20 protein-coding genes and 3 tRNA genes are annotated in these 26,114 nt (G+C 69.1%); 14 read left to right on the top strand and 9 right to left on the bottom strand.

Annotation, left to right across the window (positions count from 1 at the left end; all coding sequences use genetic code 11):
• Positions 1–145 precede the first annotated feature (145 nt).
• A complete protein-coding gene (locus ACFXJ5_RS11155; protein WP_384629966.1) occupies positions 146–6,265 on the top strand; it encodes a LamG-like jellyroll fold domain-containing protein in 6,120 nt (2,039 codons plus the stop codon).
• A 247-nt stretch (positions 6,266–6,512) separates the two neighbouring features.
• Here ACFXJ5_RS11155 and ACFXJ5_RS11150 read toward each other — a convergent pair whose 3' ends face one another.
• Positions 6,513–7,151 carry a TetR/AcrR family transcriptional regulator gene (locus ACFXJ5_RS11150; protein WP_384629964.1) on the bottom strand — a complete coding sequence of 213 codons (639 nt, stop codon included), beginning with the start codon at positions 7,149–7,151 and terminating at the stop codon, positions 6,513–6,515.
• A 365-nt stretch (positions 7,152–7,516) separates the two neighbouring features.
• Between ACFXJ5_RS11150 and ACFXJ5_RS11145 the strand changes: the two genes are divergently transcribed.
• The gene (locus ACFXJ5_RS11145; protein WP_384629962.1) at positions 7,517–8,152 is read left to right on the top strand and encodes a nuclear transport factor 2 family protein; all 636 of its coding nucleotides are present in this window, start codon (positions 7,517–7,519) and stop codon (positions 8,150–8,152) included.
• Between the two features lie 205 nt (positions 8,153–8,357).
• Here ACFXJ5_RS11145 and ACFXJ5_RS11140 read toward each other — a convergent pair whose 3' ends face one another.
• Positions 8,358–9,656, bottom strand: coding sequence for an amidohydrolase family protein (locus ACFXJ5_RS11140; RefSeq protein ID WP_384629960.1), 1,299 nt, complete (start codon positions 9,654–9,656; stop codon positions 8,358–8,360).
• Positions 9,657–9,940: 284 nt separating this feature from the next.
• On the bottom strand, positions 9,941–11,125 hold the full coding sequence (locus ACFXJ5_RS11135) for a trans-sulfuration enzyme family protein (RefSeq protein WP_384629958.1): 1,185 nt from the start codon (positions 11,123–11,125) through the stop codon (positions 9,941–9,943).
• A gap of 153 nt (positions 11,126–11,278) precedes the next feature.
• On the opposite strand from ACFXJ5_RS11135, the gene ACFXJ5_RS11130 reads away from it, so the two are divergent.
• Positions 11,279–11,722 (top strand): Lrp/AsnC family transcriptional regulator, encoded by a 444-nt coding sequence (locus tag ACFXJ5_RS11130; protein WP_384629956.1) that lies wholly within the window; start codon positions 11,279–11,281, stop codon positions 11,720–11,722.
• Positions 11,723–11,750: 28 nt separating this feature from the next.
• Here ACFXJ5_RS11130 and ACFXJ5_RS11125 read toward each other — a convergent pair whose 3' ends face one another.
• Both ACFXJ5_RS11125 and ACFXJ5_RS11120 read right to left on the bottom strand, forming a co-directional pair.
• Positions 11,751–12,593 carry a PhzF family phenazine biosynthesis protein gene (locus ACFXJ5_RS11125; RefSeq protein ID WP_384629955.1) on the bottom strand — a complete coding sequence of 281 codons (843 nt, stop codon included), beginning with the start codon at positions 12,591–12,593 and terminating at the stop codon, positions 11,751–11,753.
• A gap of 642 nt (positions 12,594–13,235) precedes the next feature.
• A complete protein-coding gene (locus tag ACFXJ5_RS11120; protein WP_384629953.1) occupies positions 13,236–14,393 on the bottom strand; it encodes a GlxA family transcriptional regulator in 1,158 nt (385 codons plus the stop codon).
• A gap of 526 nt (positions 14,394–14,919) precedes the next feature.
• Between ACFXJ5_RS11120 and ACFXJ5_RS11115 the strand changes: the two genes are divergently transcribed.
• The 7 genes from ACFXJ5_RS11115 (at position 14,920) to ACFXJ5_RS11085 (ending at position 18,927) form a co-directional block, all read left to right on the top strand.
• Positions 14,920–15,045, top strand: coding sequence for a hypothetical protein (locus tag ACFXJ5_RS11115; RefSeq protein WP_384629951.1), 126 nt, complete (start codon positions 14,920–14,922; stop codon positions 15,043–15,045).
• Between the two features lie 75 nt (positions 15,046–15,120).
• Positions 15,121–15,657: a DUF1097 domain-containing protein gene (locus tag ACFXJ5_RS11110; RefSeq protein WP_384629949.1), complete on the top strand. Its 537-nt coding sequence runs from the start codon at positions 15,121–15,123 to the stop codon at positions 15,655–15,657.
• Positions 15,654–16,406 carry a nitrile hydratase subunit beta gene (nthB, locus tag ACFXJ5_RS11105; RefSeq protein ID WP_384629947.1) on the top strand — a complete coding sequence of 251 codons (753 nt, stop codon included), beginning with the start codon at positions 15,654–15,656 and terminating at the stop codon, positions 16,404–16,406. The genes ACFXJ5_RS11110 and nthB overlap by 4 nt, the downstream gene beginning before the upstream one ends.
• The gene (nthA, locus tag ACFXJ5_RS11100; RefSeq protein ID WP_384629945.1) at positions 16,403–17,026 is read left to right on the top strand and encodes a nitrile hydratase subunit alpha; all 624 of its coding nucleotides are present in this window, start codon (positions 16,403–16,405) and stop codon (positions 17,024–17,026) included. The genes nthB and nthA overlap by 4 nt, the downstream gene beginning before the upstream one ends.
• Before the next feature lie 52 nt (positions 17,027–17,078).
• The gene (locus tag ACFXJ5_RS11095) at positions 17,079–17,387 is read left to right on the top strand and encodes a nitrile hydratase accessory protein (RefSeq protein WP_384629943.1); all 309 of its coding nucleotides are present in this window, start codon (positions 17,079–17,081) and stop codon (positions 17,385–17,387) included.
• 129 nt (positions 17,388–17,516) lie between these two features.
• Positions 17,517–18,593: a HoxN/HupN/NixA family nickel/cobalt transporter gene (locus tag ACFXJ5_RS11090; protein ID WP_384629941.1), complete on the top strand. Its 1,077-nt coding sequence runs from the start codon at positions 17,517–17,519 to the stop codon at positions 18,591–18,593.
• Positions 18,580–18,927, top strand: coding sequence for an urease subunit gamma (locus ACFXJ5_RS11085; protein WP_384629939.1), 348 nt, complete (start codon positions 18,580–18,582; stop codon positions 18,925–18,927). Before ACFXJ5_RS11090 ends, ACFXJ5_RS11085 begins: the two co-directional genes overlap by 14 nt.
• Positions 18,928–19,131: 204 nt before the next feature.
• On the opposite strand, the gene ACFXJ5_RS11080 is transcribed toward ACFXJ5_RS11085, so the two are convergent.
• The 3 genes from ACFXJ5_RS11080 to ACFXJ5_RS11070 form a co-directional block, all read right to left on the bottom strand.
• Positions 19,132–19,205, bottom strand: a tRNA-Ile gene (locus ACFXJ5_RS11080).
• Positions 19,206–19,373: 168 nt separating this feature from the next.
• Positions 19,374–19,446, bottom strand: a tRNA-Asn gene (locus ACFXJ5_RS11075).
• Between the two features lie 5 nt (positions 19,447–19,451).
• Positions 19,452–19,524, bottom strand: a tRNA-Asn gene (locus tag ACFXJ5_RS11070).
• Positions 19,525–19,703: 179 nt separating this feature from the next.
• Here ACFXJ5_RS11070 and ACFXJ5_RS11065 point away from each other — a divergent pair.
• From ACFXJ5_RS11065 to ACFXJ5_RS11050, 4 genes are all read left to right on the top strand, one after another.
• Positions 19,704–20,003, top strand: a complete 300-nt coding sequence (locus tag ACFXJ5_RS11065) for a YtxH domain-containing protein (RefSeq protein ID WP_384629937.1) — start codon at positions 19,704–19,706, stop codon at positions 20,001–20,003.
• A gap of 73 nt (positions 20,004–20,076) precedes the next feature.
• A complete protein-coding gene (locus ACFXJ5_RS11060) occupies positions 20,077–21,573 on the top strand; it encodes an FGGY family carbohydrate kinase (protein WP_384629935.1) in 1,497 nt (498 codons plus the stop codon).
• A gap of 45 nt (positions 21,574–21,618) precedes the next feature.
• Positions 21,619–23,352, top strand: coding sequence for an ABC transporter ATP-binding protein (locus ACFXJ5_RS11055; protein ID WP_384629934.1), 1,734 nt, complete (start codon positions 21,619–21,621; stop codon positions 23,350–23,352).
• Complete coding sequence (locus ACFXJ5_RS11050; RefSeq protein ID WP_384629932.1) at positions 23,349–25,304, top strand: ABC transporter ATP-binding protein; 1,956 nt, start codon at positions 23,349–23,351, stop codon at positions 25,302–25,304. Before ACFXJ5_RS11055 ends, ACFXJ5_RS11050 begins: the two co-directional genes overlap by 4 nt.
• A 67-nt stretch (positions 25,305–25,371) precedes the next feature.
• On the opposite strand, the gene ACFXJ5_RS11045 is transcribed toward ACFXJ5_RS11050, so the two are convergent.
• Positions 25,372–26,112, bottom strand: coding sequence for a hypothetical protein (locus ACFXJ5_RS11045; RefSeq protein ID WP_384629930.1), 741 nt, complete (start codon positions 26,110–26,112; stop codon positions 25,372–25,374).
• Positions 26,113–26,114 lie beyond the last annotated feature (2 nt).

Raw genomic sequence — 26,114 nt, 5'->3', positions numbered from 1 at the left:
CTCGTTGGGTCACCAAGTGATCAATTGACGATGGACCCGGCTCACATCGGCCCCACAGAATGCACTCCGGCGCGGGGCCCACGGGGGAACCGCCTGAAAGCGGAGGACCCCAACCTTCATGTCCGTCCATCACAGCCCCTTTCGCATGTCCAGACGCCGGCTGTCGAGACCGATCGCCACCGCCGTCGTCACGGCCCTGACCGCGGCTTCGCTGGCCGCAGCGGCACCCGCGCACGCCGCGCACGCCGCCTCGCACCGGGCCACGTCGAAGAGCGGCGGCTCTCCGTCCGCCGCCCGGCGTCTCAACCCCACGGAGGCGGCGTCCGCGCGGGCGAAGGCCACCGGCAAGCCGGTGACGATCGACCAACTCACCGACACCGGAACGCTGGTGGTGGCCAACCCGAACGGCACGTTCACCCGCACCGACTCCTCGATGCCGCAGCGCGCACTACAGCACGGGAAGTGGGTGCCGATCGACACAAAGCTGGTGCAGCAGGCGAACGGAACCTGGGCACCCAGGGCCGCGGTCACCGACGTGGCGTTCTCCGACGGCGGTTCGGGCGCGCTGGTCACGATGCGCAGCGGCAGTGACAGGCTGGGCTTCTCCTGGCCGGGCAAGCTGCCCGAGCCGGTGATCTCCGGGGACACCGCCACCTACCCCGACGTACTGCCGCAGGTGGACCTGCAGCTGACCGCGGACGCCTCCGGCTACTCCTCGATCCTCGTGGTCAAGTCCCGTAAGGCAGCGGCTGATCCGCGCCTGCGCAGCCTCGCGCTGAACACCACCTCGTCCCATGTCGAGGTGACTCCCACGCGCGACGGTGGGGCCCGGGCCACCGACAAGCTCACCGGCGAGACGGTGTTCCACAGTGACACCGCGCTGATGTGGGACAGCGCCGGCACGAAGGCCTCCGGCGTGTCCTCGGCCGGCACGGCGACCGTCTCCTTGGCCCGTGCCGAGCAGAAGGCAGCCGCCAAGGTCGGCCGCCACCGCGCGCAGGTCCGGGTGAGTCTGCGAGACGGCAAGCAACTACTGGGCCTGGACCAGAAGTTGCTCACCGCCAAGAGCACCACCTACCCGGTCTACGTCGACCCCGAGTGGAGCGGCAGGCCCTCCCAGCTGGACTGGGCGCGGATCTCCGACAACGGGTGGAACGTCTACAACTCGACGTCCACCTCTGGGGCGACCAACGCCCGTGAGGGGTGGGACAACTCCTCCCCCGGCAACGGTGAACGGGCCCGCACCTACTACCAGATGAACACGAGCGGCATCAAAGGCGCGGTGGTCACGCATGCCTCGCTGTACGTGAAGCAGCTCTCCGCCGCCTCCTGCTCGGACACCCCGGCCGCCGTCTACGGCACCGACCGCCCCGCCGGGTGGAGTTCGTCGTCGCTGTACTGGGGCCATGAGCCCGGCGGGCGCTCCGGCTCGCTGGGCACCAACCCCAAGAGCCACGAGGCCGGTACCTGCCCGGTCACCGACGGTGCCAACTCCTGGGTCAGCCCGCCGTCGCTGGAGTTCGACGTGACCTCCCGGGCACAGAGCGCGGCGGCCGGCGGCTGGAAGAGCATGACGCTGATGGTCCAGTCGCCGGACATGAACGATGCGACGCAGTGGAAGCAACTCGCCTACGGCGGCGGCGCCACCATGTCGGTGACCTACAGCTACCGGCCCAAGCTGAAGAACGGCACCGGCACCCCGGCCATCAAGCCGTCCAGTGTGAGCATGGGCAAGACGATGACCACCACCCACACGCCGACGCTGTCCGCGCGCGCGGTCGACCCCGACCTGGCGGGCGGCAGTGAACTGGTGCGCATCGAGTACAACGTCTACAACTCCTCCGGCACCCTGATCCACCAGGGCTTCGGGCCCAGTACGGACTCGAAGAAGCGTGCCCGCTACAACACCAACGGCAGTGACTGGACCACGTCGAGCCTGCCGGACGGCACCTACACCTGGAAGGCCACCGCACAGAACGCGGCCGGCTACTGGGTGGGCCCCGGCTCGGGCATCTGGACCAAGACGCAGACGTTCACGGTGGACACCAGCGCGCCTCCCGCGCCCACGGTGACCTCAAGTCAGTTCCCGGCCAAGCAGATCGGTGCCGCCTTCGGCGACAAGGGCACCTTCACACTCAGCAACAACCACACCAACAACATCACCGGCTATCTGTTCGCCCTGGACGCCACGCTCGGCAACACGGTCTACAGCAGCAGCGTCACCCACTGGACCACCAGCACGACGATCGTGCCGGGCCACGTCTACTACGCCACCTCGGACAACGGCCCCGGCACCGGCACCGCGGTCCTCAACGGCAGCGCCTCCCCCGCTTTCGCCCCCGCCAAGGCGGGACCGCACACGCTGTACGCCAAGGCTGTGGACCAGGCGGGCTCGACATCCATCTCCCAGACGAGCTACGCCTTCTACGCCGGTACCAGCACCCCGACGTACGCCTACGGCGACAAGATGATCGCCGGCTGGACGGCGACCAACACCGACGGCACGTCCACCGCCGTGCCCAAGGCGACCACCACGTCCAAGGGCGGCCAGCTGATCAGCCAGGCCGCGGGCAGCGGCTACGAGTTCGCCGACGGCTACCAGGCCATGCTGGCCAACAAGAGCACCACATCGAAGGTGGTCAGCGGTGACAGCGCCACTTTCAGCTTCGACATCCCCAAGGACGGCCCCTGGAGCTTCGGAGCCAACCTGACCAAGGCCAAGGACTACGGCATCTACAACTTGGTCCTGGACGCGGGCAAGCCCACCCAGGCCACCCTGCTCAGCGGCTTCGACGCCTACAACTCCTACACCACCACCCGGTTCGTCAACCTCGGCATCCCCAAGGACTCGAACGGTCAACTGCTCACCCTCAAGCAGGGCGTGCACACCCTCACCCTCACCCTGACCGGCAAGAACCCCAGCTCCAGCGGCTACCAGGCCGGCCTCGACGTGCTGCGCCTCGCGCCCGCGCTGACCTGCGCGATCAACAGCACCGGCAGCTGCCTGAACAACACCGCGACCAGCACCTTCACCACCACGACCAGCACGGCCGACGCCGACGGCTCCGGCAACAGCATCAACTCCGCCGACCTGACCGGCACTTCGGGCTGGCAGAGCGGCAAGACGGTGACCGTCGACGGTACGAGCATCGCGCTGCCGAAGTTCGGCACCGGCACCTACGACAACATGCTGGCCTCCGGCCAGGCAGTCACCGTGCCGGACAGCGGCTCGGTCAACACCGGTGACGCCGTGGTCTTCCTGGCCTTCGCCACCGGCGGTGCCGCCAAGGGAGCCACCGGCACCATCACCTACGCCAAGAACAACTGCCTGGACCCGAACGGCGCCCCCGCCGACCAGTCGTACACGCTGGACACGGTGCCCGACTGGCTGAGCGGCCCCGCCTCCTCGGCCACGCTGACCCTCGTCCACCAGAACCACAGCAACAACACCCAGACCAGTCCCAGCCCCGGCCCGAAGATCTACGCCGTCAGCGTCCCGCTGACCTGCCCCGGCTCGGTCATCAGCAGCATCTCCCTGCCGCTGTTCACCAACGGCGTCCAGGCCGGCCAGCCAACCTTGCACATCCTGGGCATGGGCGTGCGGCCGCTGACCGTCACCGGCAACGGCACCCAGCACTGGGTCGGCACCTGGTCCTCCGTCCAGGACACCGCCAAGGTGACGCAGTCCGGCGGCAGCGCCGCCACCGTCAACGGACAGACGCTGCGCATCCCGGCCCACGTCAGCATCGGCACCGACGACGGCAACGGCGTCCGCGTCCACCTGTCCAACGCCATGGGCAGCAGCCCGGTGACCTTCGACGCGGCCTCCGTCGCCCTTCAGGACGGCACGGCGGGCGGCGCCACGGCGGCCGCGGCACCGGTACCGCTGGCCTTCGGCGGCGCCGCCACGGTCACGATCCCGGCGGGCGGCGACGTCACCAGCGACCCGGTGACCCTGCATGTCGACCAGCAGGCGACGGTCCTGGTCAGCCTGCAGGTGCACGGCTCGGTGTCCGCGCAGCCGGGCCACGCCACGGCCCAGACCCCGGTCTGGGTCAGCGACGCGGCCAACCGCACCGGGGACACCGCGGCCGGCAAGTTCACGCAGACCACGTACACCGGTCTGCCGTACCTGGCCGGCATCGACGTCACCACGCCCGTCTCCGCCCCCACCGGCTCGCTGGTCCTCTACGGCGACCAGAGCATCAACGGCGACACCGCGAGCGGCGACGGTCAGCACCACCTGAGCGACGCCATCACCGGCGCCATCGTGGGCGACCCCAACGGGGACTCCTCGGTCGACTACGGCGTGCTCAACGCCGGCACCAACAGCACCAGCCTGAGCAACAACCTGCTGCCACAGGGCACGTACAGCGACAACCCGACCAACGCGCTCAACCCGGTGGACCGCAACGTACTGGCGCAGGGCAACGTGCGTACCGTGCTGGTCTCCACCGGTGCCGCCGACCTGCTCAACTGCACCGGCACCGCCGACACCTGCGCCACCGGTGTCGAGCAGGGACTCACCGCGATCACCAGCGAGCTGAACTCGTACTACACCGACGACGGACAGGCCTACGTCAACGGGCAGCCCGTCACGCAGAACTCCAACATCACCGTCTACCTCACCACCATCACGCCGTTCACCGCCGCCCACCCGGGCACGGCGACCCAGGAGTCCGCACGTGAGCTGGTGAACCAGTACCTGCTCGACAACTTCCCCACCCAGGTCATCGACTTCGCCGCGGCGGTCTCCACCGACGGCACGGCCACCTCGTCGGCCGTTAAGGCGGCAGACCTCTCGAGCGGCAACCCGTCGAACACGTACTACTCCGACCTCGCCGCCCGCTACCTCAACGACACCAACACACAGGTCGTCGGCATCGCGCCGAACCTGATCGTCCCGGAGGCCACCGGCAGCGACACCCCCGACGACGAGTGGGAGCTGGCCGCCGACGGCACCGACGCACGCGGGGACAACCCGTTCACCGCGGTCGGCGGGGCGACCTTCAACGCGGCGGGACCCGACGCGGTCAACGCCCCTGCCGCCGCCACCTCCTTCGACGGCAGCACCGGATTCCTGGAGAGCGACCACACCGCCGTCAACACCCTCGCCGACTACACCGTCTCCGCCTGGGTGAAGCTCGACTCCGCGGACAACCCGGCCACCGCCATCTGCGAGGGAACCAGCCAGCACCAGGCGTTCTACCTCGGCTACGACCGGGGCAACAAGGGCTGGATGTTCCAGACCACGACCACCAACGACGACAACGCCGACTTCCCCACCGCGGAAGGCGACACCAACACCGGGGCCCTGGGCACCTGGACACACCTCCTGGTCACCTACACGGCTCCCGTGGACGGTGACTCCAACACGGGCGTGATGTCGATCTACCAGAACGGCACCCTGATGGGGACCGCGACCAACCTCACCCCGCAGTACGACTCGTCCATGCCGCTGACCGTCGGCGGCTGCGTCAACAGCCCCGACGCGACCTCGCCGTACAACGCCTTCCCCGGCTCCGTCTCGGACGTCCAGGTCTACCCCTACGCCATGCCGGCCGGCGACGCCGGCGCGGCCAGCGTGATCGTGCCCAGCGGCTGGCAGAACGGCATGCCCGAGGACGACTGGAAACTCGCCGCCAACGGCACCGACACCGCCTCCCTCAACCCGCTCACCCCCTCCGGCAGCGCCACCTTCGGCACGGACGCACCGAACGGGATGCCCGGCAGCGTCTCCTTCGACGGCAGCACAGGCTTCCTCAAGAGCAAGCAGAGCGCGGTGAACACGCTCGGCGACTACACGGTCTCGGCCTGGGTGAAGATCAACTCAGCACTCGGCACCACCGCCGTCTGTCAGGGCACCACCCAGCACCAGGCCTTCTACCTCTCGTACGACAAGGCCAGTAGCGCCTGGATGTTCCAGACGACGACCACCAACGACGACAACGCCGACTTCCCCACCGCGGAGGGAGACAACAACACCGGGACGGTCGGCACCTGGACCCATCTCGTCGCCGCCTTCCGCGCACCGGTCGCCGGAAGCTCCAATACCGGCAACATGGCCCTCTACCAGAACGGCACCCTGATGGGGACGGCCACCAACCTCAGCCCCCAGTACGACTCCTCCCTGCCCCTGACCATCGGCGGCTGCGTCAACAGCGCCTCCGCCACAACCCCGTACCTGGCCTTCCCCGGCTCCGTCGCCGACGTCCACGTCTACCCGCGGACGCTGTCGGCGACCGAGGTCGGCGCCCTGCACTGACCCGCACCGCCGCCACGGGCCCCTGCCGGTTCATCACGGCTTGGTAAGCCAGGTGTTCCCAAGAGGTCGAAGGCCCCCGCCACAAGGCGAGGGCCTTCTTCCGTGTGGGGCCACGGATGGTTCAACGACAGTCCGTCCCCGCTCAGGTCGGCGGCAGCGTGAGGGCGCCTCGGCATACGTCGAGGAAGGCAACCACGAGCCGGGCCACCGGCGTTTCTTCAAGGTGCCACTCGACAGCCAGGTCTGGTCAGCGGCCGACGGCGGCGTCCCCGCGGAACGCCCCAGCCACCACGGGGACCAGCTGCCGCTCGATCTGCTCGGCGGACATGGCGGCCAGCTCGGCGCCGATGGGTGCCAGTGCGAGCCAGTTCAGCAGGCCGGCTGCGCATCGCGTACGGAAGATCAGTTCCTGCTCGTCGACTCCGGGGAGGTTCGGTGTCAGCACCCGGAGGGCCTCCCGGCGACTCTGGTCGAACTTGCCGGCCAGCCGCTCCCACCCCTGGGGCGGATCGATGCCGACGCGCGCCACAGTCCGCATCACGGCCAGGTCTTGTCCACCGGCCGCCAGTGCGCGCACCATCGGCCGGGCGAAGGCTGCTGCCACCTCCTGGAGTGTCGAAGTGGAGCCAAGGGAATCGAGTGCCAGGATCTGCGCGTCCAGATACCGTTCCAACGCGTGCTCGATCGCCGAGTCGCACAGCGCCTTCAGCGACCCGAAGTGGTAACTCACGGCGGCGACGTTGGCTCCGGCGCGATCTGTGATCTCGCGGAGTGTCACGCCCTCCTGGCCTCGTTGCGCGAGCAACTCCAGGGCGGCCGTCTGCAGGCCGTCCCGAGTGCGCTGACCAGCCTCTCGGCGCAGGTCCGTCTTTTTCGCCTGTATCACAACATGAACTCAAGCAGCTGCTTGAGTTCATTGTCAAACAATCGCCTCTCGGATCGAGGCTGAACTCGATCGGATCCGATCCCAACGCGAGCTCGACGCCAAGCGCGGCACCGGCGCCAAGGCCCGCGAGGAGGCGGAGGCCGCCCACGTGCGCGCCGAGTACGCGCGAATCAGCACCACGCTCGGCCGCGACACGGCCGCGCGGGCACATGCCTCCGAGGCTGCGCGACCACACAATTCAAACAGCCGATTGACAGCTTGCACAGCCCTTCATAAACTCAAGCGAGCATTTGATTTACTTAGTGCGTGCGAGAGACCGTTGCGACGGATCTCAGATCCTGAGAACGAACCTGGAGGAACACGACATGAAGGTGCTTAGCCGGAAGACGATCACCGCCGCGGCCGCGATAGCGGTCCTGGGTGGTCTTTCCATCGCCGCTGCGCCGACACAGGCCGCAAGCCCCGTCGTCAGCAGTGCGGCGGTCCACCCGGACCTGACTCCTGGCGACCTGTCGAAGCTGCCGCTCACGAACCGCCACCTGACCAAGCATGAGAGGGAGAATCTCGCAGTCGTCCTGCGCGACTACCACGTGGCGGAGGGCAAGAGCCTGGACGTCAACACGTTCGTCAACAGCTTCGCCAAGGACGGCGTCTTCAACGACGAGGTCGCCGGCCAGGCCTATCGGGGAAAGGCGCTTGGTGACGTTCTGCCCTACATGGCCAACCTCTTCCCCGATGTTCACCGTGACCTCAAGCGCATCACCGTGAACGGCGACGTGATCAGCATCGAGCTGTCCATCCAGGGCACGTTCGAGGGGCCGCTGCAGTCACCGGCGGGCACCGTCAAGCCGACCGGCGCGAAGGTCGACGCGCCGACTGCCGACTTCTGGTACCTGCACAATGGCAAGGTCGAGAAGTTCAACTGCTACGTCGGGTACTCGAAGATGTACTCCGACATGGGCGTGAACTTCGACTGGGCCTCGGCGGTCAACAAGCACTGAGTCGTTCCCCGGCGGGTGATGCCCGGCGCTACCGGCCGCGCATCACCCGCCGAGCTTGGCTGCCGGCACGCCTGCGTAAACCGGGCTGTGCGGCTTTCGTGGGGGTGAGGCGCGGTCACCTGGCACGGCGCGGCCCGTCCGAGTACCCGACGTGCGACGTCTGCGGTGATGCACGCGACGTGCGGTGTGCAGCCCTCGAGCGCGGTCACTCCGATTTCGGCTGTGGGCGCCATGTGCCGTCGAGCGGAATGCCGGCGGCCGCCGCGATCCGGTTGCGTGATTCGACCAGTCGGGTCCTCAGCGCCGCCAAGTCCACGCCCACCAGCACGCCGTCGCGTTTGACCACGCGGCCGGCGACGAGGACGGTGTCCACCAGGCCGGGATGGCCGGCGCTCACGATGGTGGCGACCGGGTCGGTGACCGGGAACACGGTCAGGTCGTCGGCGCGCAGAAGGATGACGTCGGCGTCCTTGCCGGGCGTGATGCTGCCCGTTCGGGCGTCGAGCCCGCACGACTGGGCGGCATCGACGGTGGCGAACTCCAGTAGGTCCCGGGAGCGCAGGCCGCCGTCCAGGCCGCGCTGCACGGCGAAGGCGGTACGCATCGTGGAGAACATGTCGCCGCCGACCGACGGGACGTCGTCGATGGACAGCGTCGGGCGCAGGCCGGCGGCCAACGCCCGGCCGGTCACCGGCGATCCGAACCCCATCTTCAGCTCGACGTCCGGGCTGATCGACACCGAGCTGCCCGCGTCGGCGAGCATCCGCAGCTCTTCGTCGCTGATCCCGTTGGCGTGCACGAACGTGGTGGTGTCCCGCAGCAGACCGTGCTCGCGCAAATCGGCGACCGGGCGTCGCGTCCCGCCGGCGTCGACATGCAGGCTGGTGCGCAGGCCGAGTTCGGCCGCCAGCTTCAGCTCCCGGGCGACGGTGTCCATGCTGGTGCCCTCGGGCCCGCGCAGCCCCAGCGCCATGGTGACCAGGCCGTCCCCGGCCATGTCGGAGCGGACGCGGCGGATCTCGGCGTCGACGGGGTCGGGGGTGCCCCATCCGGCGCCGAGGCAGAAGATCGACCGTCCCGGCGCGTCCCGCAGCGCGGCGACGGCGGCGTCCTCGTGCTCGTGGCTCTGCGCGACGTGGTACCAGTCCAGCATCGTGGTCACGCCGGAGTGCAGGGCCTCCAGGCGGCCGAGCAGGGTGCCCGCATAGACGTCCTCGGGCTGGTAGTGGGGTTTGACCGTGCCGTGCATGGCCACCGCCCACTCGGGGAACGTCCAGTCCGCGCCGACGCCTCGGAACGCGGTCTGCCAGGTGTGGCGGTGGTTGTCGACGAAGCCGGGCATGACGATCCGGTCGGTCGCGTCGATCACCTCGGCGTCCGGCGCGTCGACGCGCTCGGCCACCTCGACGATCACGCCGTCCTCGATCAGCACGTCGCCGCGGTCGAGATCGCCGACAGCCGGGTCCATGCTGACCACGGTGCCGCCAGTGAGCAGGATCTTCATCGGATGAACTCCTTCACAGACGCTTTCGGATTGTTCAAGATCATGTTGTGGCGGCCACCGCGGCTCTGCTCGCGGCCGCGCCTGGACCTTTGGGGGCCGGTTGTGTCGGAGCGTTGTGGTGCACCGTGCGCGCCGACGTGTGGCCGTCGCCCACGGTGCGGTGCACGCTGTCGAGGGTGCTCACGCCGTCCTGACGCAGTCGTGGCCTCGGCCACGATGAGGGCGGGGCGCCTGAAGTCTCGGCAGGCGTGCAACGGCGTCGCCGCTGCAGCGCAAACGGTCGCTCAGGCGGTCGCCGCTTCGGCGAGCACCGCGTCGGCCGCGGCGAGCGCGTCGGCGACCAGGTCGGCCGTGTCCTCCGTGCCCGCGGCCAGCCGGACCAGGCTCAGCGGAACCGATTCCGCGATCTGTTCCTCGCTGAGCATCCCGCGCCACATGGACGCCGGATGCACCGCCAGCGATTCCACGCCGCCGAGGCTGGCCGACCGGCGGGGGTAGCGCAGCCGGCCGAGGAAGGCGTCGGCCATCTCGAAACCACCGGCGAACTCGATGCCGAGCACCCCGCCGAAACCGCTCATCTGGCTAGCCGCCAGCTTGTGCTGCGGGTGGGTCGCCAGGCCGGGATAGTGCACCCGACTCACGGCTGGATGGTCGTTCAGCGCCTCCGCGAGCGCCTGGCCGTTGGCGTTGTGCCGGGGCACACGCAACGGCAGGGTGCGCATGCCGCGCAGCAGCAGCCACGCGTCGATCGGGCCGAGCGTGGCACCGGTGAGCAGGCCGACGTCCCAGATTCGGTCCAGGATCTTCGCCGGCCCGGCGAGCACTCCGGCGGAGACGTCCGAATGGCCGTTGAGGTACTTGGTCGCGCTGTGCCAGACCAGATCGATGCCGAAGTCCGCCGGTCGCTGGTTCAGTGGAGTGGCGAAGGTGTTGTCCGCCATGGTCAGCACGTTGTGCGCGCGGGCCAGGTCCGCGACGGCGCGCAGGTCGGTGATCTGCAGCAGCGGATTGCTCGGGGATTCCACCAGGATCAGGCGGGTCTGCGGGGTCAGTGCCTTCGCGAACGCCTCCGGGTCGGTCTGGTCCACCAGGGTGGTCGACACTCCGAGGCGCGGCAGCAGGTTCAGCAGCACCGACGCCGTGCCCCCGTAGGTGGACTTCTGCCCGATGACGTGGTCACCGGCGGACACCAGGGCCAGCACGGCCGTGGTGAGCACGGCCATCCCGGACGCGGTGACCATGGCCGCCTCGGTGCCCTCCAGTTCGGCGACGACGGCCGCGACCTGTGCATGGTTCGGGTTGCCGAAGCGGGTGTAGAAGTCCTTGCCCCGCGGGGCGACGGCGCCCTGCGCGAACGTCTCCCCGTCCTCGGCCCAGAACGCCGCCGTCTGGTAGATGGGCGGTGCCACGGCACGGCTGGGATGGACTTCGCGATCGGCGTGAACGGTGATGGTGCTCTTGCCCGGCATGGCTGCCCTTCCGTGGACCGTCGGTGTGACTCCATGAAGCGTGGCCGACCGGCGCTCCGATGTGACCGGATCTCAGCAACGTTGGCAGCAAATTGCGCTCAGAGCAGGCGCACGATTGTGGTAGACAAGCCCTGGGAGCAATAATCTGCCGCCATGGATGAGGTAGATCGGTCGATTCTGGCCGTGCTCGAACAGCACGGTCGCATCAGCAACAGCGAGCTCGCCGCCCGGGTCGGGCTGTCGCCGTCACCCTGCCTGCGGCGCGTGCGTCAGCTGGAGGAAGCCGGGGTCATCCGCGGTTACCGGGCGCTGATCGATCCCGCCGCGGTCGGCCGCAGTCTGCGGGTGTTCGCGGGTGTCCGGCTGATGCGGCACACCCGCGCGGACGTGGTCGCGTTCGAGCGTGGGGTCACCCGGCTGCCCGAGGTGGTCGCCTGCCACCACATCACCGGCAACTTCGACTATCTGCTCCAGGTCGAGGTGGCCGACCTGCCCGCCTATGAGGACTTCCACGCCAACCAGTTGGCCACCCTGCCCGGCGTGGCGACGGTGACCAGCTACGTCACCATGAAGACGCTCTCCGCTGACACCACATGACGGTCCCGTCCGGACCCCGGTGGGGCGGTCAGAGAATGATGGTGCCGCGGATGCAGACGGTGGCGGCGCCGCTGACCCAGACGGTGCCGTCCGTATCGGCGGTGATCTCGATGCTTGCGGCCCGTCCCACTCTCGTGCCCTGGGAGACCCGGTAGGAGGAGGGCGCGGCGCCGGTGGAGGTGAGCCACTGACCGACAGCGGCGTTCATGCTGCCGCACGCGGGGTCCTCGGGCACGCCGACGCCAGGGGCGAAGGTGCGCATCTCGAAGCGGTGCGGGGACCCGTGGGGGTAGGCCCCGATCGCGCCGACCATCGCGTCCGGGATGAGGGAGAGGTCGGGTTCGAGGGCGAGGACCTCCTCGGCGGTGGGCAGTTGGACCACGGCCCAGCCGGGACCGTTGTCGACCCACTGGTGGGCCACGACTCGGTCACGCGTGATGCCGAATGCGGCCACGATCCGATGCAGATAATCGTCGTCGAGCGCGCCCTCACGCACACGAGGCGGGGCGGCAAAGGACAGAGTGTCCTCGCCACGGCGCACGGTGACCAGGCCGGCGGCGCACTCCTGCACGATGCGGTCGGCGTGCTGCGGCCTGCCGCCACCGTCCAGCCAGGCGCGCGCGGAACCGAGGGTGGGGTGCCCGGCGAACGGCAACTCACCCTGCGGAGTGAAGATCCGCAGCCGGTAGTCCGCCTCCGGGACAGTGGCGGGCAGCACGAACGTGGTCTCGGACAGATTCGTCCAACGCGCCAGGCTCTGCATCTCCTCATCGCTCAGGTCCGTCCCGTCCAGAACGACCGCGACCGGATTGCCGGAATAGGGGCTCGTGAAAAACACATCGACCTGCACGAACGAGCGTGCGCGCGGCATCGTCATCGAGAACCTTTCAGTAGCGGCTGCAGCTGATTCTGCGCGTCCCACCCGTCGGTGGAAGCACGTCCATCCCAACGGGTGCCCGCACGGCCAGGACAGGGCCAGTCACGACAAAGTGGACTGATTGAACCCTCCCTCCTACCGCGTGCCGGTGGGTGTGACCAGGAGACCGCCGACGCAGGTGTGGGTGGGGTTGAGATCGCGCAGGGTCTCGTCGGGTCAGTGGGCGGGGTCCCGCTCCCAGACGGTGAGGTCGGCGAGGCGGCCGGGGTAAGGGTGCCGCACAGGTTCTCCTCGCCGGTCAGGCGGGTGGCGTTGATGGTGTGCAGGGTGGGGGGCTTCGTCATACGCACACCCCCTGCTGGCGGCCGTCAGGCGTACGGGCCTGATCCGCCACTGACGACAGCGGCCGCATCCGCGCGTCCGCCCTGTACACACCGTGCTGTGCTACGCCTCAGTGCTCCAACAGCGAGCTACGGGCAGTTTCGCCCTCGCCGTCGCCGGCTGCGGTGGCAGACCTGTGCCTGAGAGACCGCACACCGGTCGCTTCCGATTCCTTGCGTCCTGCCAGCGTCCCGAATCCGACGTCCAAGCAACCCGCAAGCGTCGACGGCCCTTGCGTATCTGCGCTCATCCTTTTCATGAAGGACCTGACAACGCATTGGCTTGGCTCGTGGCGGCGTCCTGCCCGTCGACCCAGGCTCTGGTGCCGGATTGACCCGTCCGACCATGATCCACGAGGTCGGACTCCGGAGCCCGATGGTCGATGCCGGTGGTGCCGAAGCGACTGCGGTAGGCGCCCGGCGAGACTCCGAGGTTGCGGCGGAAGATCCGCCGCATTGTCTCCGGAGAGCCGAAGCCGACCCGCCGCGCGATGGACTCCTGGCTTTCGTCGCTGGTCACCAGCAGTCGCTTGGCCGCCTCCAGTCGGATCCCCTCCACGTAACGGGCCGGCGTCCTGCCCACCTCGTCCCGGAACATCCGCGCCAGGTGGCGTTCGCTCACCGCGGCGCGGGTTGCCATCGCCGCGGTCGAGTGATCTGCGGCCGGGTCGAGGACCACCGCGTCCAGGACCTGGCGCAGGCCTCGCGTGGTGGGGATGCCCGCCTCGGACCAGACGCTGAACTGCGCCTGACCGCCGGGACGTTGCAGGAAGACGACCATCCACCGGGCGACCCGGCGGGCGACGTCCGTGCCGTAGTCGTTCTCGACGATGGCCAGGGCCATGTCGGTACCGGCGCTGATTCCCGCTCCGGTAATGAAGGAGCCGTCCTGCACGAACAGGGCATCCGGCTCCACCATGACGCGGGGGTACTCCCGGGCGAGTTGCGTGCAGTGTGCCCAGTGGGTGGTCGCATGACGCCCGTCCAGCATCCCGAGAGCGGCCAGCAGGAACGCCCCCGTGCAGACCGAGGCGATGCGGGAGGCCCGGGGCGCCAGTTCACGGACCAAAGCAAGTGCCTCCGGGACGGTGTCCGGGGTCAGCTCCTCGGGTATGTCGTGCGTACCCGGGGTGAAGGTGAAGTCGGCCGGCACACCGCCCGGCACCAGGAGGGTGTCGATGGAGTCGGGGACATCGGCCATCGATGTGTCCGCACACAGCCGGGTGAACGCGGTCGTCCCGACGGGCTGCCCCGTGGGCGAGGCAAGCAGCACCCGGTACCGGGCCCCGAAGTCGTTGGCCCGGGCGAAGATCTCCAGCGGCGCCGCCACGTCCTGCAGCGTCACCTTGTCGTAGAGCACGAAGACCATCGTCCGTTCGATGGCTCTCTCCGCGGCGGCGCTGCTCCCACTCATGCCGGCCGACCTCCTTGTTCCTTGTCCGAAATCGTGGCTCGCGTGTCCGTTGCGGCCCTTGGCCCCCATCCCGCAAGGGGCGAACGTAGAAGCCGAGCAGGTCGCCCCGGAACATCCGGGACCCCGAGCCCGCGGATCCCGCAAGCCTCAGGAGCCCACCGGAGCCTGTCGGACCATTACACGACAGGATGATTTCATGGCCGTAAAGAAGCACCCCGAACAACCTGGTGTCGAACCTCGCTGAGCTGTCGGTGATCGTGCGCCGCAGGCAAGCGGGTAGGCCGTGACTCACAGTGCTTTATTGCCGACGACCCGAAAGGCGGACCATTAAACGCTTGAGGTTCACCTCGGCAAATTTCTTGTGTTGCCTTTTCAGTCGCCCCACGGCCTCACCGACAGGCCGTCTGGGTGGCTTTTTGCGTTCGGGTCGCAGTGCTGGCCGACACTAATTCAGGACACAATCTATTCAGCCATCCTTAACTGCGGCGAAATAAACTGGTCTGAATCTGGTGGTGTCCACCGCGCCATGGCCGACACCATCCGTCACCAGGTCATCGGTGGTCGTGCCGACATCGGCACCGTCCGTCGGGTCCTGATGCGAACTTTCTGCATCGAGGTGCCCGACCCCTTCCGCGCCACAGCGGATCAATGATAAATGGCTGCCTGTCTTTACTCGGGCACGAATTCCGCCGAGACATTTTCACGTCGGCGGCACTGAGGAGCATGTATGGCCATGCGCCAGCTAGATGCTTTGTCGATCAGTATCGGTGTACTCGGGGGAGTCGCCACACTGATGACCGCAACCATCCTGACCGTTCCGGTCTGGGTCATCTTCATCGCCTGGGCCTCCTTCTTCATTCTCGGAGCCGGCACCGACGGCATGGTGAAGTCGATCGCCTCGAACCTGACCGGCGTCGTGATCGCCTCCCTGACCCTGCTGGTCGTCCATGCACTGGGCGGTGGCACCGCCGTCGCCGCCATTTCCGTGGGCGTCGGCAGCGCCGCCATGGTGCAGGCATCGAAGGTCGGTCTGCTGTCGAAGATCCCCGCCATCGTGTGGGGATTCGCCGCCACCGTCGGCACCGTGGGCGCTACCCGCCACGACATCACGACCACATCGATCAACAACCCGGCGCTCGTCGCCGCGCTGGCCATGGTCCTGGGCGCGGTGTTCGGCATCGCCTCGGAGTACTGGGGGGCCGCGATGGCCAAAGGCACCGACGCCGAGCCGGCCGCAGGGCCGATATCGGAAGGGCAGTCATGAAACTTCAGCACCACCTGGGCGGCCTGGAGAACCTCGGCCCGGTCGACTACGAGCCCCGCGTCTTCGTCGAGAACTGGGAGCAGCGGATCTTCGGCATCCACGTCGCGATGATGGGCCTGAGCACCCACCTCGGTGACGCGGGGCCCCAGTACCCGATCGACGAGGTGCCCACCGCCTTCTCCTCCACCTGGACCTGGGCGGACCTGCGCAAGGGCGCCGAGGCGATGAACCCCTTCGCCTACTTCCAGTTCCGCTACTACGAGAAGTGGCTCGGCGGTATCAGTGGCTACTTCGTCTCCCAGGGCTACGTCTCCGAGGAGGAACTCGAGGCGAAGGCCGCCGAGTTCCTCCATGACCCGGCGCTCGCGCTGCCCGACGGTGGGGACAAGCGCATCGACGATCAGGTCATCCGCTACCTGCGCGAGGGAGACTCTCCGCGCCAGGGGCCGGCCGAGTCGCCGGCCTTCGCCGTCGGTGACCGGGTGACCGTCAAGGACGTGCCTCCGACCGACCACACGCGGCTTCCGGGCAACCTGCGCGGCCGCACCGGCACGGTCGAGCGGGTCTTCGAGGGCAACTACGCCTACTTCTGCTCCACCGGCCCCGACGGCATCGGGGAGCCCATGCCCGTCTACATCGTGCGCTTCGAGCCCACCGAGATCTGGGGCGAACTCGCCGAACCCGGCGCCGTCCTCTACGGCGAGATCTACCAGGCCTACCTCGCACCCGCGACGGAGGAACAGCAGTGACCGTACAGTTCGGCTACCCCCAGAACCGCGAAGCCGGCAGTGCCGCCCGCGTCCGCGCACTTGAAGCCCTGCTCATCGAGAAGGGCGTCATCACCGGCGCCACCGTCGACAAGGTACTCGGATACTTCGAGACCGACATGACCCCCCTCAACGGAGCCAAGATCGTGGCCCGGGCGTGGACCGACCCCGAGTTCGCCGAGCGGCTCGTCATGGACACACCGGCAGCCGTCGCCGAACTCGACCTCCCCGTCGGCATGGACGGCGCCGAAGGCGAGCACCTGATGGCCGTCGCCAACGCCCCCGGAGTGCACAACCTGGTCATCTGCACCCTGTGTTCCTGCTTCCCCTGGCCCGTGCTCGGCCTCCCCCCGTACTGGTACAAGGACCCGACCTTCCGCGCCCGCGCAGCTCGCGAGCCCCGCGTCGTGCTGAAGGAGATCGGCCTGGACCTGGACCCCTCCGTCGAACTGCGGGTGTGGGACAGCAGCGGTCACTCACGCTGGTTCGTCGTACCGAGCAGGCCTGCCGGAACCGAGGGCATGAGCGAGGAGGAACTCGCCGCCCTGGTCACAACCGAATCGATGATCGGCATTGCCGAGGTGCCCGCACCCGCCGCCTGACCCCGATCCGCACCCCCGCTCACGCGCACACGCACACGCAGAAAGGTCCGCTATGGAGGCAACCGCCACCACCACACCCCTGCATGAATCCTGCATCACGGACATGGACGCGCCCACCTTCGACGCCGACTGGCAACGCCGCGCGTTCGGCGTCGCCGTCGCCCTGTCGGAGTTCGGGCACTACCCCTGGGACGCCTTCCAGCAGCAGCTCATCGCCGCCATCGGCGACTGGGAGACCACCCCGGCACCTGAGCAGGGCAACTGGCAGTACTACGACCACTGGCTCGCCGCGCTCGAACGCGTACTCGTCGACCACGGCCTGGTAGCCGAGGACGAACTGCGCGCCCTTCTCGGGGCGTAACGAGCGTTCCCACCCACCCGTCCACCGGCCGCATCCGCAGGGCGCTTCCCCCAACCCTGCGGATGCGGCCCCCACCCTCATGCTGCCGACGCCAGCACCGCGCGATGCTGCCCTGCCAAGGATGTGTGTGTGACCACTACGACCATGACCGTCGGCCGATGGACCAGCGCCGAACGGCTGCGCCTCACGGGCATCGTCGGCGTCATCGCCGCACTGCACGTCATCGGATGGAGCCTGTACCTCTTCTACGCCAACGGCCCGGCCGGCGCCGGAGCCTTCGCTGGAGCCGGGACTCTCGCCTACACCCTCGGAATGCGGCATGCCTTCGACGCCGACCACATCGCAGCCATCGACGACACCACCCGGCTGATGATGCAACGCGGACGCAGACCGCTCGGCGTCGGCTTCTTCTTTGCCATGGGCCACTCCACCGTGGTCCTCGTCATCGCCTTCATCGTCGCGCTCGCCGCAGGCGCCGGAACGGGCATCAACGGCTTCCGTCACATCGGCGGCCTGGTCTCCCAGATCGTCGCCATGCTGTTCCTCCTGCTCGTCGCCGTACTCAACGTCATGGTGCTGACCGGCATCGTCACTCTGTGGCGACGCATGACCGAAGGTCGGCTGGACCAACAAGAACTCGAACGGCAACTCGTCAACCGAGGCCTGATGAACCGCATCCTCGGCCACCGCACCCGCGGACTCATCCGCTCGTCCTGGCACATGTACCCGATCGGCATCCTCTTCGGCCTGGGCCTGGAAACCGCCAGCGAAGTCACCCTGCTCGCCCTCTCCGCGAGCACCGCCTCCCACCGCTCCGGCCTTCCCACCCTGGCCGTCCTCTCCCTTCCCCTGCTCTTCGCCGCCGGCATGAGCGCCTTCGACACCGCCGACAGCATGCTGATGACACGCGCCTACTCCTGGGCCTACCGCAGCCCCGCCCGAAGGCTCTACTACAACATCGCCACCACCGGCATGACCGTGGCAGTCGCCGCGTTCATCGCCAGCGTCTACATCGCCGGCCTCATCGCCGACGCCACCGGAGCGGGCGGCCCCCTGGCCGCGTACGCCTCTCTGGCGGACCACTTCGAGATGCTCGGCTACATCGTCGTCGCGATCTTCGCCACCTCCTGGTTCGCCGCAGCCGCCATCTGGCGCTATCGCGGACTGGCCGAGAAGTACGGCGACCGCCAAGGTGCACGCCGATGAGACCCCCCGCGAGCAGGAGCGCCTGCTCGTCCATGTCGCCGCGGACGTGGCCGGGCCCGCCGGGCCCGGGGGCCTGAAGCTCAACCATGGCGAGCCGGTGGCGACCATCACCTCGCACATTCCGGAGAGCGGCCGCGAGAGACGCACTGTCGCCGAGCTGACGGAGTCCGGCCGTACGATCCTCACCGGGACGGTGTCAGGGGACCCGCGCGATGATCCCCGAGGCCCAAGCGCCGATGCCCGCACGCCGTCCCTCGCGCACCCCGCGGTGGACGGGCCGGCAGACCGGTGCCGTCGGACCCCTCGCGGCCCCCACGTCCTGCCGGCGTCCTGAATTCACCGTTCCGGCCGTCAGACCGGCCACCGGCGGTGGCTCGCGCCAACAGCGGGTCAACACATCCGCGCAGGTCAGCGGAGCACCAACCGCCACAGACCGCTCCGGACCCGAACTCGCGAGCAGCGGATTCGGTCCGTTCAGGCGGAGTTGACGGTCCGACACCTCACGAGGGACGTTTCCGCAGGTCAGAGCCCCGCTAGGTGGGGCGGGTGGGACTCGAACCCACGACCGACGGATTATGAGTCCGCTGCTCTAACCGGCTGAGCTACCGCCCCGTACGGCGCGTCGTCCACACCGTCTGCCGCAGCATAGCTGCTCATACGATCTGTCGCCCTCGGGGGTCTCAGACGCATCATCTGGTGGACATCGATCACCCGGTGAACGGTTCCGCCGGGGCGGAAGCCGCATGAAAAAGGACCCCCGAGGGGGTCCTTCTTCGGCTGCTCCCCCGGCTGGACTCGAACCAGCAACCCTCCGGTTAACAGCCGAATGCTCTGCCAATTGAGCTACAGGGGACCGAGCTCCCCCGACTGGACTCGAACCAGTAACCTGCCGGTTAACAGCCGGCTGCTCTGCCAATTGAGCTACAGGGGATTGCTTGGCGTGCACCGAATGCACCCACTCCCGGCCTCCCGGGCGGCGTGCGATCGCTGCGACACATACATTAGCGCAAGGTGGGGGGTGCTCCGCCAACCGGTATGGCCGTGGTTGTCCTGCGGCTACGGCGGGTAGGCGAGCCTTACGGTCCCAGGGTCCGAGGGAAGGATGGAGCCATGCGCTACCGGCTGACGTTCATGGGCGGAGTGGTGGTCGGCTATGTGCTCGGTGCGCGGGCCGGGCGGGAGCGGTACGAGCAGTTGCGCAAGAGCGCGCAGCAGGTCGCGCAGAATCCCGCGGTGCGGAACGCGGCGCAGAGCGCGGGGCAGACCGGCCGGGATGTGGCGGTGAAGGCGGCTGCGGCGGTCACGGCGAAGGTCGGGGACAGGCTGCCGCCGAAGGTGGCGGAGCGGGTGCGGCGGCTGACCGGGAACGGGGCGCCGGTCGAGGACGACTGGGGCACCAGTAACACGTAGCGCGCTCAAGCTGAGGGTCGGGGCTCAGGTCGCGCTTTTCGCCGCACACGCGGCGTACGGCATCATTCCCCGCATGGGGATAGTGGCGGGTATAGACAGCTCGGGCGCGGGAACCACCGTCGTCGTGTGTGACACCGACAGCGGGCAGGTGCTGCGGCAGGGCTATGCGCCGCACCCGGTCGAGGGGGACGGCCGGCAGGGACCACAGACGGAGATCGACCCGCAGGTGTGGCTGCTGTCGCTCGGCGAAGCGGCCAAGGACGGGATGCTGGAAGGCGTCCAGGCCATCGGTGTGTCGGGCCAGCAGCACGGGATGCTGCCGATGGACGCGGGCGGGGTGCTGGTGCGGCCGGCGCTGCTGTGGAACGACAAGCGGGCCCAGATCCAGGCCGCCGATCTGACGGAGGAGCTGGGCGGGCCGGGGGGCTGGGCCGAGGCGGTCGGGGCGGTGCCGCAGGCGGCGTATCCGGTGGCGAAGCTGCGGTGGCTGGCGCAGCACGAGCCGCGGTCGGCGCAGCGGACGGCGGAGGTGCTGCTGCCGCACGACTGGCTGGTGTGGCAGCTGATGGGCCGGCCCCAACGGCGTACGACCGACCGGGGTGACGCCTCCGGTACGGGCTACTGGTCGGCGGCGACCGGGCAGTACCGCACCGATCTGGTCGAGCTGGCGCTCGGGCACCAGGTGGCGCTGCCCGACGTGCTGCGGCCGGCCGAGCCCGCCGGGCAGACCCCGGAGGGGCTGCTGATATCCGCCGGGACCGGGGACAACATGGCGGCTGCGCTCGGCCTCGGGGTCGGGCCCGGCGACGCGGTGGTGTCGCTGGGGGCCGGGGGGACGATCTTCGCGGTGCACCATGAGGCGCTGAGCGATCCGACCGGCACCATCACCTCGTTCGCCGACGCGACCGGGCGGCATCTGCCGATGGTGCACACCCGCAATGCCGTACGGGCCCTACGCGGCACGGCCGACCTGCTGGGTACGGACCTGGCCGGACTTTCGGACCTGGCGGTGAAGTCGACGCCGGGGTCGCACGGGCTCGTGCTGCTGCCGTATCTGGAGGGTGAGCGGACGCCGGATCTGCCGCACACGGCGGGGACGCTGGCGGGGCTGCGGCGGGAGAGCATGAAGCCGGAGCATCTGGCGCGGGCGGCGTTCGAGGGGATGCTGTGCGGGCTGGCGGACGCGCTGGACGTGCTGCGCGGGCGGGGCGTGGAGGTGCGGCGGATCTTCGTGCTGGGCCCGGCGGGCGAGCTGCCGGCGCTGCAGCAGATGGCTCCGGCGCTGCTCGGGGCGCGGATCGTGATCCCGCAGCCGGCGGAGTACGCGGCGCTGGGCGCGGCCCGGCAGGCAGCCTGGTCGCTGGGCGCGGTGATGGGCAGCGGGTCGGCCGAGCATCCGCCGCGGTGGCAGGGCGCGGCCCTCCAGCAGATCGAGCCGGGCGAGGACGATCTGCCGATCGGTCAGGCCGTGCGGCAGCAGTACGCCTCGGTACGGGACCAGATCCACCCCGGCGCGTTCCCGGGACAGGGGTCTGGATCAGGGCCCGGTGCAGGGGCTTCTGCCCGCTGAGAAACCGGGTGCCTCGGCAACAGTCGGAACGTAGGATCCCCTGTCGTGCTGATCCGACTCCTCCGCTCCCATCTGCGTCCGTACAAGAAACCCATCGTGCTGCTCGTTCTGCTCCAACTGGTGCAGACGATCGCCACGCTTTACCTGCCCACCCTGAACGCCGACATCATCGACAGCGGCGTGGTGAAGGGGGACACCGGCTACATCATGCGGGTCGGCGGCGTCATGCTCGCGGTGAGCGTGCTCCAGGTGATCTGTGCGATAGGCGCGGTCTACTTCGGGGCGCGCACCGCCATGGCGGTCGGCCGCGACATCCGGGCGTCGGTCTTCGACCGGGTGCAGAGCTTCTCGGCGCGTGAGGTGGGTCACTTCGGGGCGCCGTCACTGATCACCCGTACGACCAATGACGTCCAGCAGGTGCAGATGCTGGTGCTGATGACCTTCACGCTGATGGTCTCGGCGCCGATCATGTGCGTCGGCGGCATCATCATGGCGCTGGGCCAGGACGTTCCGCTGTCCTCGCTGCTGCTGGCGGTGGTGCCGGTGCTCGGCGTGATCGTCACGCTGCTGGTGCGGCAGCTGCGGCCGCTGTTCCGGACCATGCAGGAGCGGCTGGACACCGTGAACAAGGTGCTGCGCGAGCAGATCACCGGTATCCGGGTGATCCGGGCCTTCGTCAAGGACGAGTACGAGCGCGAGCGCTTCGGGCGGGCCAACGCGGAGCTGACGTACTACTCGCTGCGCACCGGTCAGCTGATGGCGCTGATGTTCCCGCTGGTCTTCGCGGTGGTGAACATGTCGAGCGTGGCGGTGATGTGGTTCGGCGCCCAGCGGATCGACAGCGGCGGGATGCAGATCGGCGCGCTGACCGCCTTCCTCAGCTATCTGATGCAGATCCTGATGTCCGTCATGATGGCCACCTTCATGTTCATGATGGTGCCGCGCGCCGAGGTCTGCGCCGAGCGCATCGAGGAGGTGCTCGGTACCGAGTCGAGCGTCGTGCCGCCAATCGCGCCCGTACGGAAGCTGCTGCGCCACGGCCATCTGGAGCTGCGCGGCGCGGACTTCGCGTACCCCGGCGCCGAGGCGAAGGTGCTGCACGGGGTGGATCTGGTCGCCCGGCCGGGCGAGATCACCGCGGTGATCGGCTCGACCGGCAGCGGCAAGAGCACCCTGCTGGGGCTGGTGCCCCGGCTGTTCGACGCCACGGGCGGCGAGGTGCTGGTGGACGGCGTGAGCGTACGGGACCTGGATCCGGCGCTGATGGCCAGGACCGTGGCCCTCGTACCGCAGCGGCCCTACCTCTTCTCCGGGACGGTGGCGTCCAATCTGCGCTATGGCAAGCCGGACGCGACGGACGAGGAGTTGTGGCACGCGCTGGAGGTGGCGCAGGCCAAGGGCTTCGTCGAGCAGCTGGAGGGCGGGCTCGACGCGCCCATCGCGCAGGGCGGCACCAATGTGTCGGGCGGGCAGCGGCAGCGGCTGGCGATCGCGCGGGCGCTGGTACGGCGGCCGGAGATCTATCTGTTCGACGACTCCTTCTCGGCCCTGGACTACGCGACCGACGCCGCCCTGCGGCTGGCGCTCGGGCGGGAGACCGCCGAGGCGACGGTGGTGATCGTCGCCCAGCGGGTCAGCACCATCCGTGACGCCGACCGCATCGTCGTCCTGGACGAGGGCCGGGTCGTCGGTACGGGCACCCACCGCGAGCTGATGGCGGACAACGACACCTATCGGGAGATCGTGCTCTCCCAGCTCACCGAGCAGGAGGCGGCATGACCACCACCCCGACCCGGCGCGGCCCCGCGCCGGCCGCCGGGCCCATGCGCTTCATGGGCGGCCAGCCCACGGAGCGCTCCATGGACTTCAAGGGCTCCGGCAAACGGCTGCTCGGCCTGATGCGGCCCGACCGGCTGTCGCTGTACGGAGTGCTGGCATGCGCGGCCGTGAGCGTCGGGCTCAACGTGGCCGCCCCGAAGATCCTGGGCCGCGCCACCGACCTGATCTTCTCCGGGGTCATCGGCCGGTCCATGCACGCCGGCACCACGAAGGCGCAGGCGGTGGCCGCGCTGCGGCAGCAGGGCCACGGCAACCTCGCCGACGTGCTCTCCGCGATGGACTTCGTCCCGGGGCAGGGCATCGACTTCGGTGCGGTCGGCTCCGTACTGCTGACCGTGCTGGGGATCTACGCGGCGGCCGCGGTCTTCCACGTCGCCCAGGGCCGGCTGGCGACCCGGGTCATCCAGCGGGCCGTCTCCCGGCTGCGCGGGGAGGTCGAGGCGAAGCTGGCGCGGCTGCCGCTGTCGTACTTCGACCAGCAGCCGCGCGGTGAGGTGCTCAGCCGGGCGACCAACGACATCGACAACATCGGCCAGACTCTGCAGCAGACCATGGGCCAGATCGTCTTCTCGGTGCTGTCCATCGTCGGCGTGCTCGGGATGATGTTCTGGATCTCGCCGCTGCTGGCGCTCATCGCGGTGGTGACCGTGCCGCTGTCGGTGGTGGTCGCGACGGCGGTCGGCAAGCGGGCGCAGCCGCAGTTCGTCGCCCAGTGGAAGACCACGGGCAAGCTCAACGCCCACATCGAGGAGATGTACACCGGCCACTCGCTGGTCAAGGTCTTCGGGCGGCAGGACGAGTCCGCGGAGACCTTCCGCGAGCAGAACGAGGCGCTGTACCGGTCGGGCTTCCGGGCGCAGTTCATCTCCGGGATCATCCAGCCCGCGATGATGTTCATAGGCAACCTGAACTACGTGCTGGTCGCCGTGGTCGGCGGTCTCAGGGTCGCCAGCGGCTCGCTGTCGATCGGTGACGTCCAGGCCTTCATCCAGTACTCCCGGCAGTTCAGCCAGCCGCTCACCCAGGTCGCGAGCATGTCCAACCTCGTCCAGTCCGGGGTCGCTTCGGGGGAACGCATCTTCGAGCTGCTGGACGCCGAGGAGCAGAGCGAGGAGCCCGTGGAGCCGGCCCGGCCGGCCGAGCTGCGGGGGCGGGTCGGCTTCGAGTCGGTCGCCTTCCGCTACGACCCGGAGAAGCCGCTCATCGACGACCTGTCGCTGGCCGTCGAGCCGGGCCACACCGTCGCGATCGTCGGCCCCACCGGCGCCGGCAAGACCACCCTGGTCAACCTGCTGATGCGGTTCTACGAGGTCACCGGCGGCCGGATCACCCTCGACGGCACCGACATCGCGGCCATGTCCCGGGAGGAACTGCGGTCCGGGATCGGAATGGTCCTCCAGGACACCTGGCTCTTCGGCGGCACCATCGCCGAGAACATCGCGTACGGAACGGAAGGCGCGACCCAGCAGGAGATCGAGGAGGCCGCCCGTGCGGCCCACGCCGACCGCTTCATCCGCACCCTCCCGGACGGCTACGACACGGTCATCGACGACGAGGGCTCGGGCGTCAGCGCCGGCGAGAAGCAGCTCATCACCATCGCCCGGGCCTTCCTCTCCGACCCGGTGATCCTGGTGCTGGACGAGGCGACCAGCTCCGTCGACACCCGTACGGAGGTGCTCATCCAGCGCGCGATGGCCCGGCTGTCGCACGGCCGGACGAGCTTCGTCATCGCGCACCGCCTGTCCACCATCCGCGACGCCGACGTGATCCTGGTGATGGAGAGCGGCACGATCGTCGAACACGGCACGCACAGCGAGCTGTTGGCGGCGGAGGGCGCGTACGCGCGGCTCTATGCGGCGCAGTTCGCCCAGGCGGTGGCGGAGGTCGACTAGGGCCGGGGCACGCGACGCCACGGAGATCGGCCGGACAGGCCCCAGGGGCCCGGCTCGGGAGCGGGCCTCAGATGTGACACAGCACGTCCACGACGACGGCCTCGGCATCGAGGCCGTCGAGGTAGCTGTTGGCCTGCTCCCAGTAGCCGTCGGTCTCCGCATCGGTCCACCTGCCGTCGAGCGTGACCAGGGCCCGGCCGGGGACGGCGTAAAGGGCGCTCCCCTGCCGCTCGGCCTCGTGTTCCTGCGCGAAGTACGCGACCGGGTCGTTGAGCAGGAGCCAGGTTCCGAAGTGCGGGTCGCCCGCGACGGCCCGCTGGGCGACGGCCTGGACGAGGGGCTGGGTCAGGTGCTCCTCCTTGGCGTCGGCGATGGGGTAGCCGTCGGGGTCGGCCTCGTGGCGGGCCACGAAGTCGGCCAGCGGCCGGGCCGGCGGATGCTCGGCGGCCAGTTCGTGCCAGGCGCCGAGCAGGGCGTCGTGGCCGGCCGTCGCCCGCCGCCGCATGGCGTCGAGGTCGAGCAGTCCGCGCGGCCCGCCGTAGCACTCCAGCGGCCCCAGGGGGTCGAGCGCGGCCTTCCGGCGAGGGACGGTCGACGCCGTGATGAGCCTGCGGTCGCCGTCGTGTGCGGGCAGGACGAGGAAGCCGGCCCCGGTCGTGGCGGCCATGACCCACCGGTCCCAATGACCGTTCGCATTCCAGTCGGGGCCGAGGTTGATGTCGTACGGCGCCAGGGCGGCCGCTATCGCGCGCGGAACCTTGCGTGGTGCGGTCGGCGGCAGGCACACCGTCGCGTAGAACGTGGTCATGA

Origin of the sequence: Streptomyces sp. NPDC059373 (assembly GCF_042751495.1) — a bacterium.
Taxonomy (GTDB): Bacteria; Actinomycetota; Actinomycetes; order Streptomycetales; family Streptomycetaceae; genus Actinacidiphila.
The sequence above is the reverse complement of the archived record's forward strand: the minus strand, read 5'-3'. Positions and strand labels throughout refer to the sequence as shown.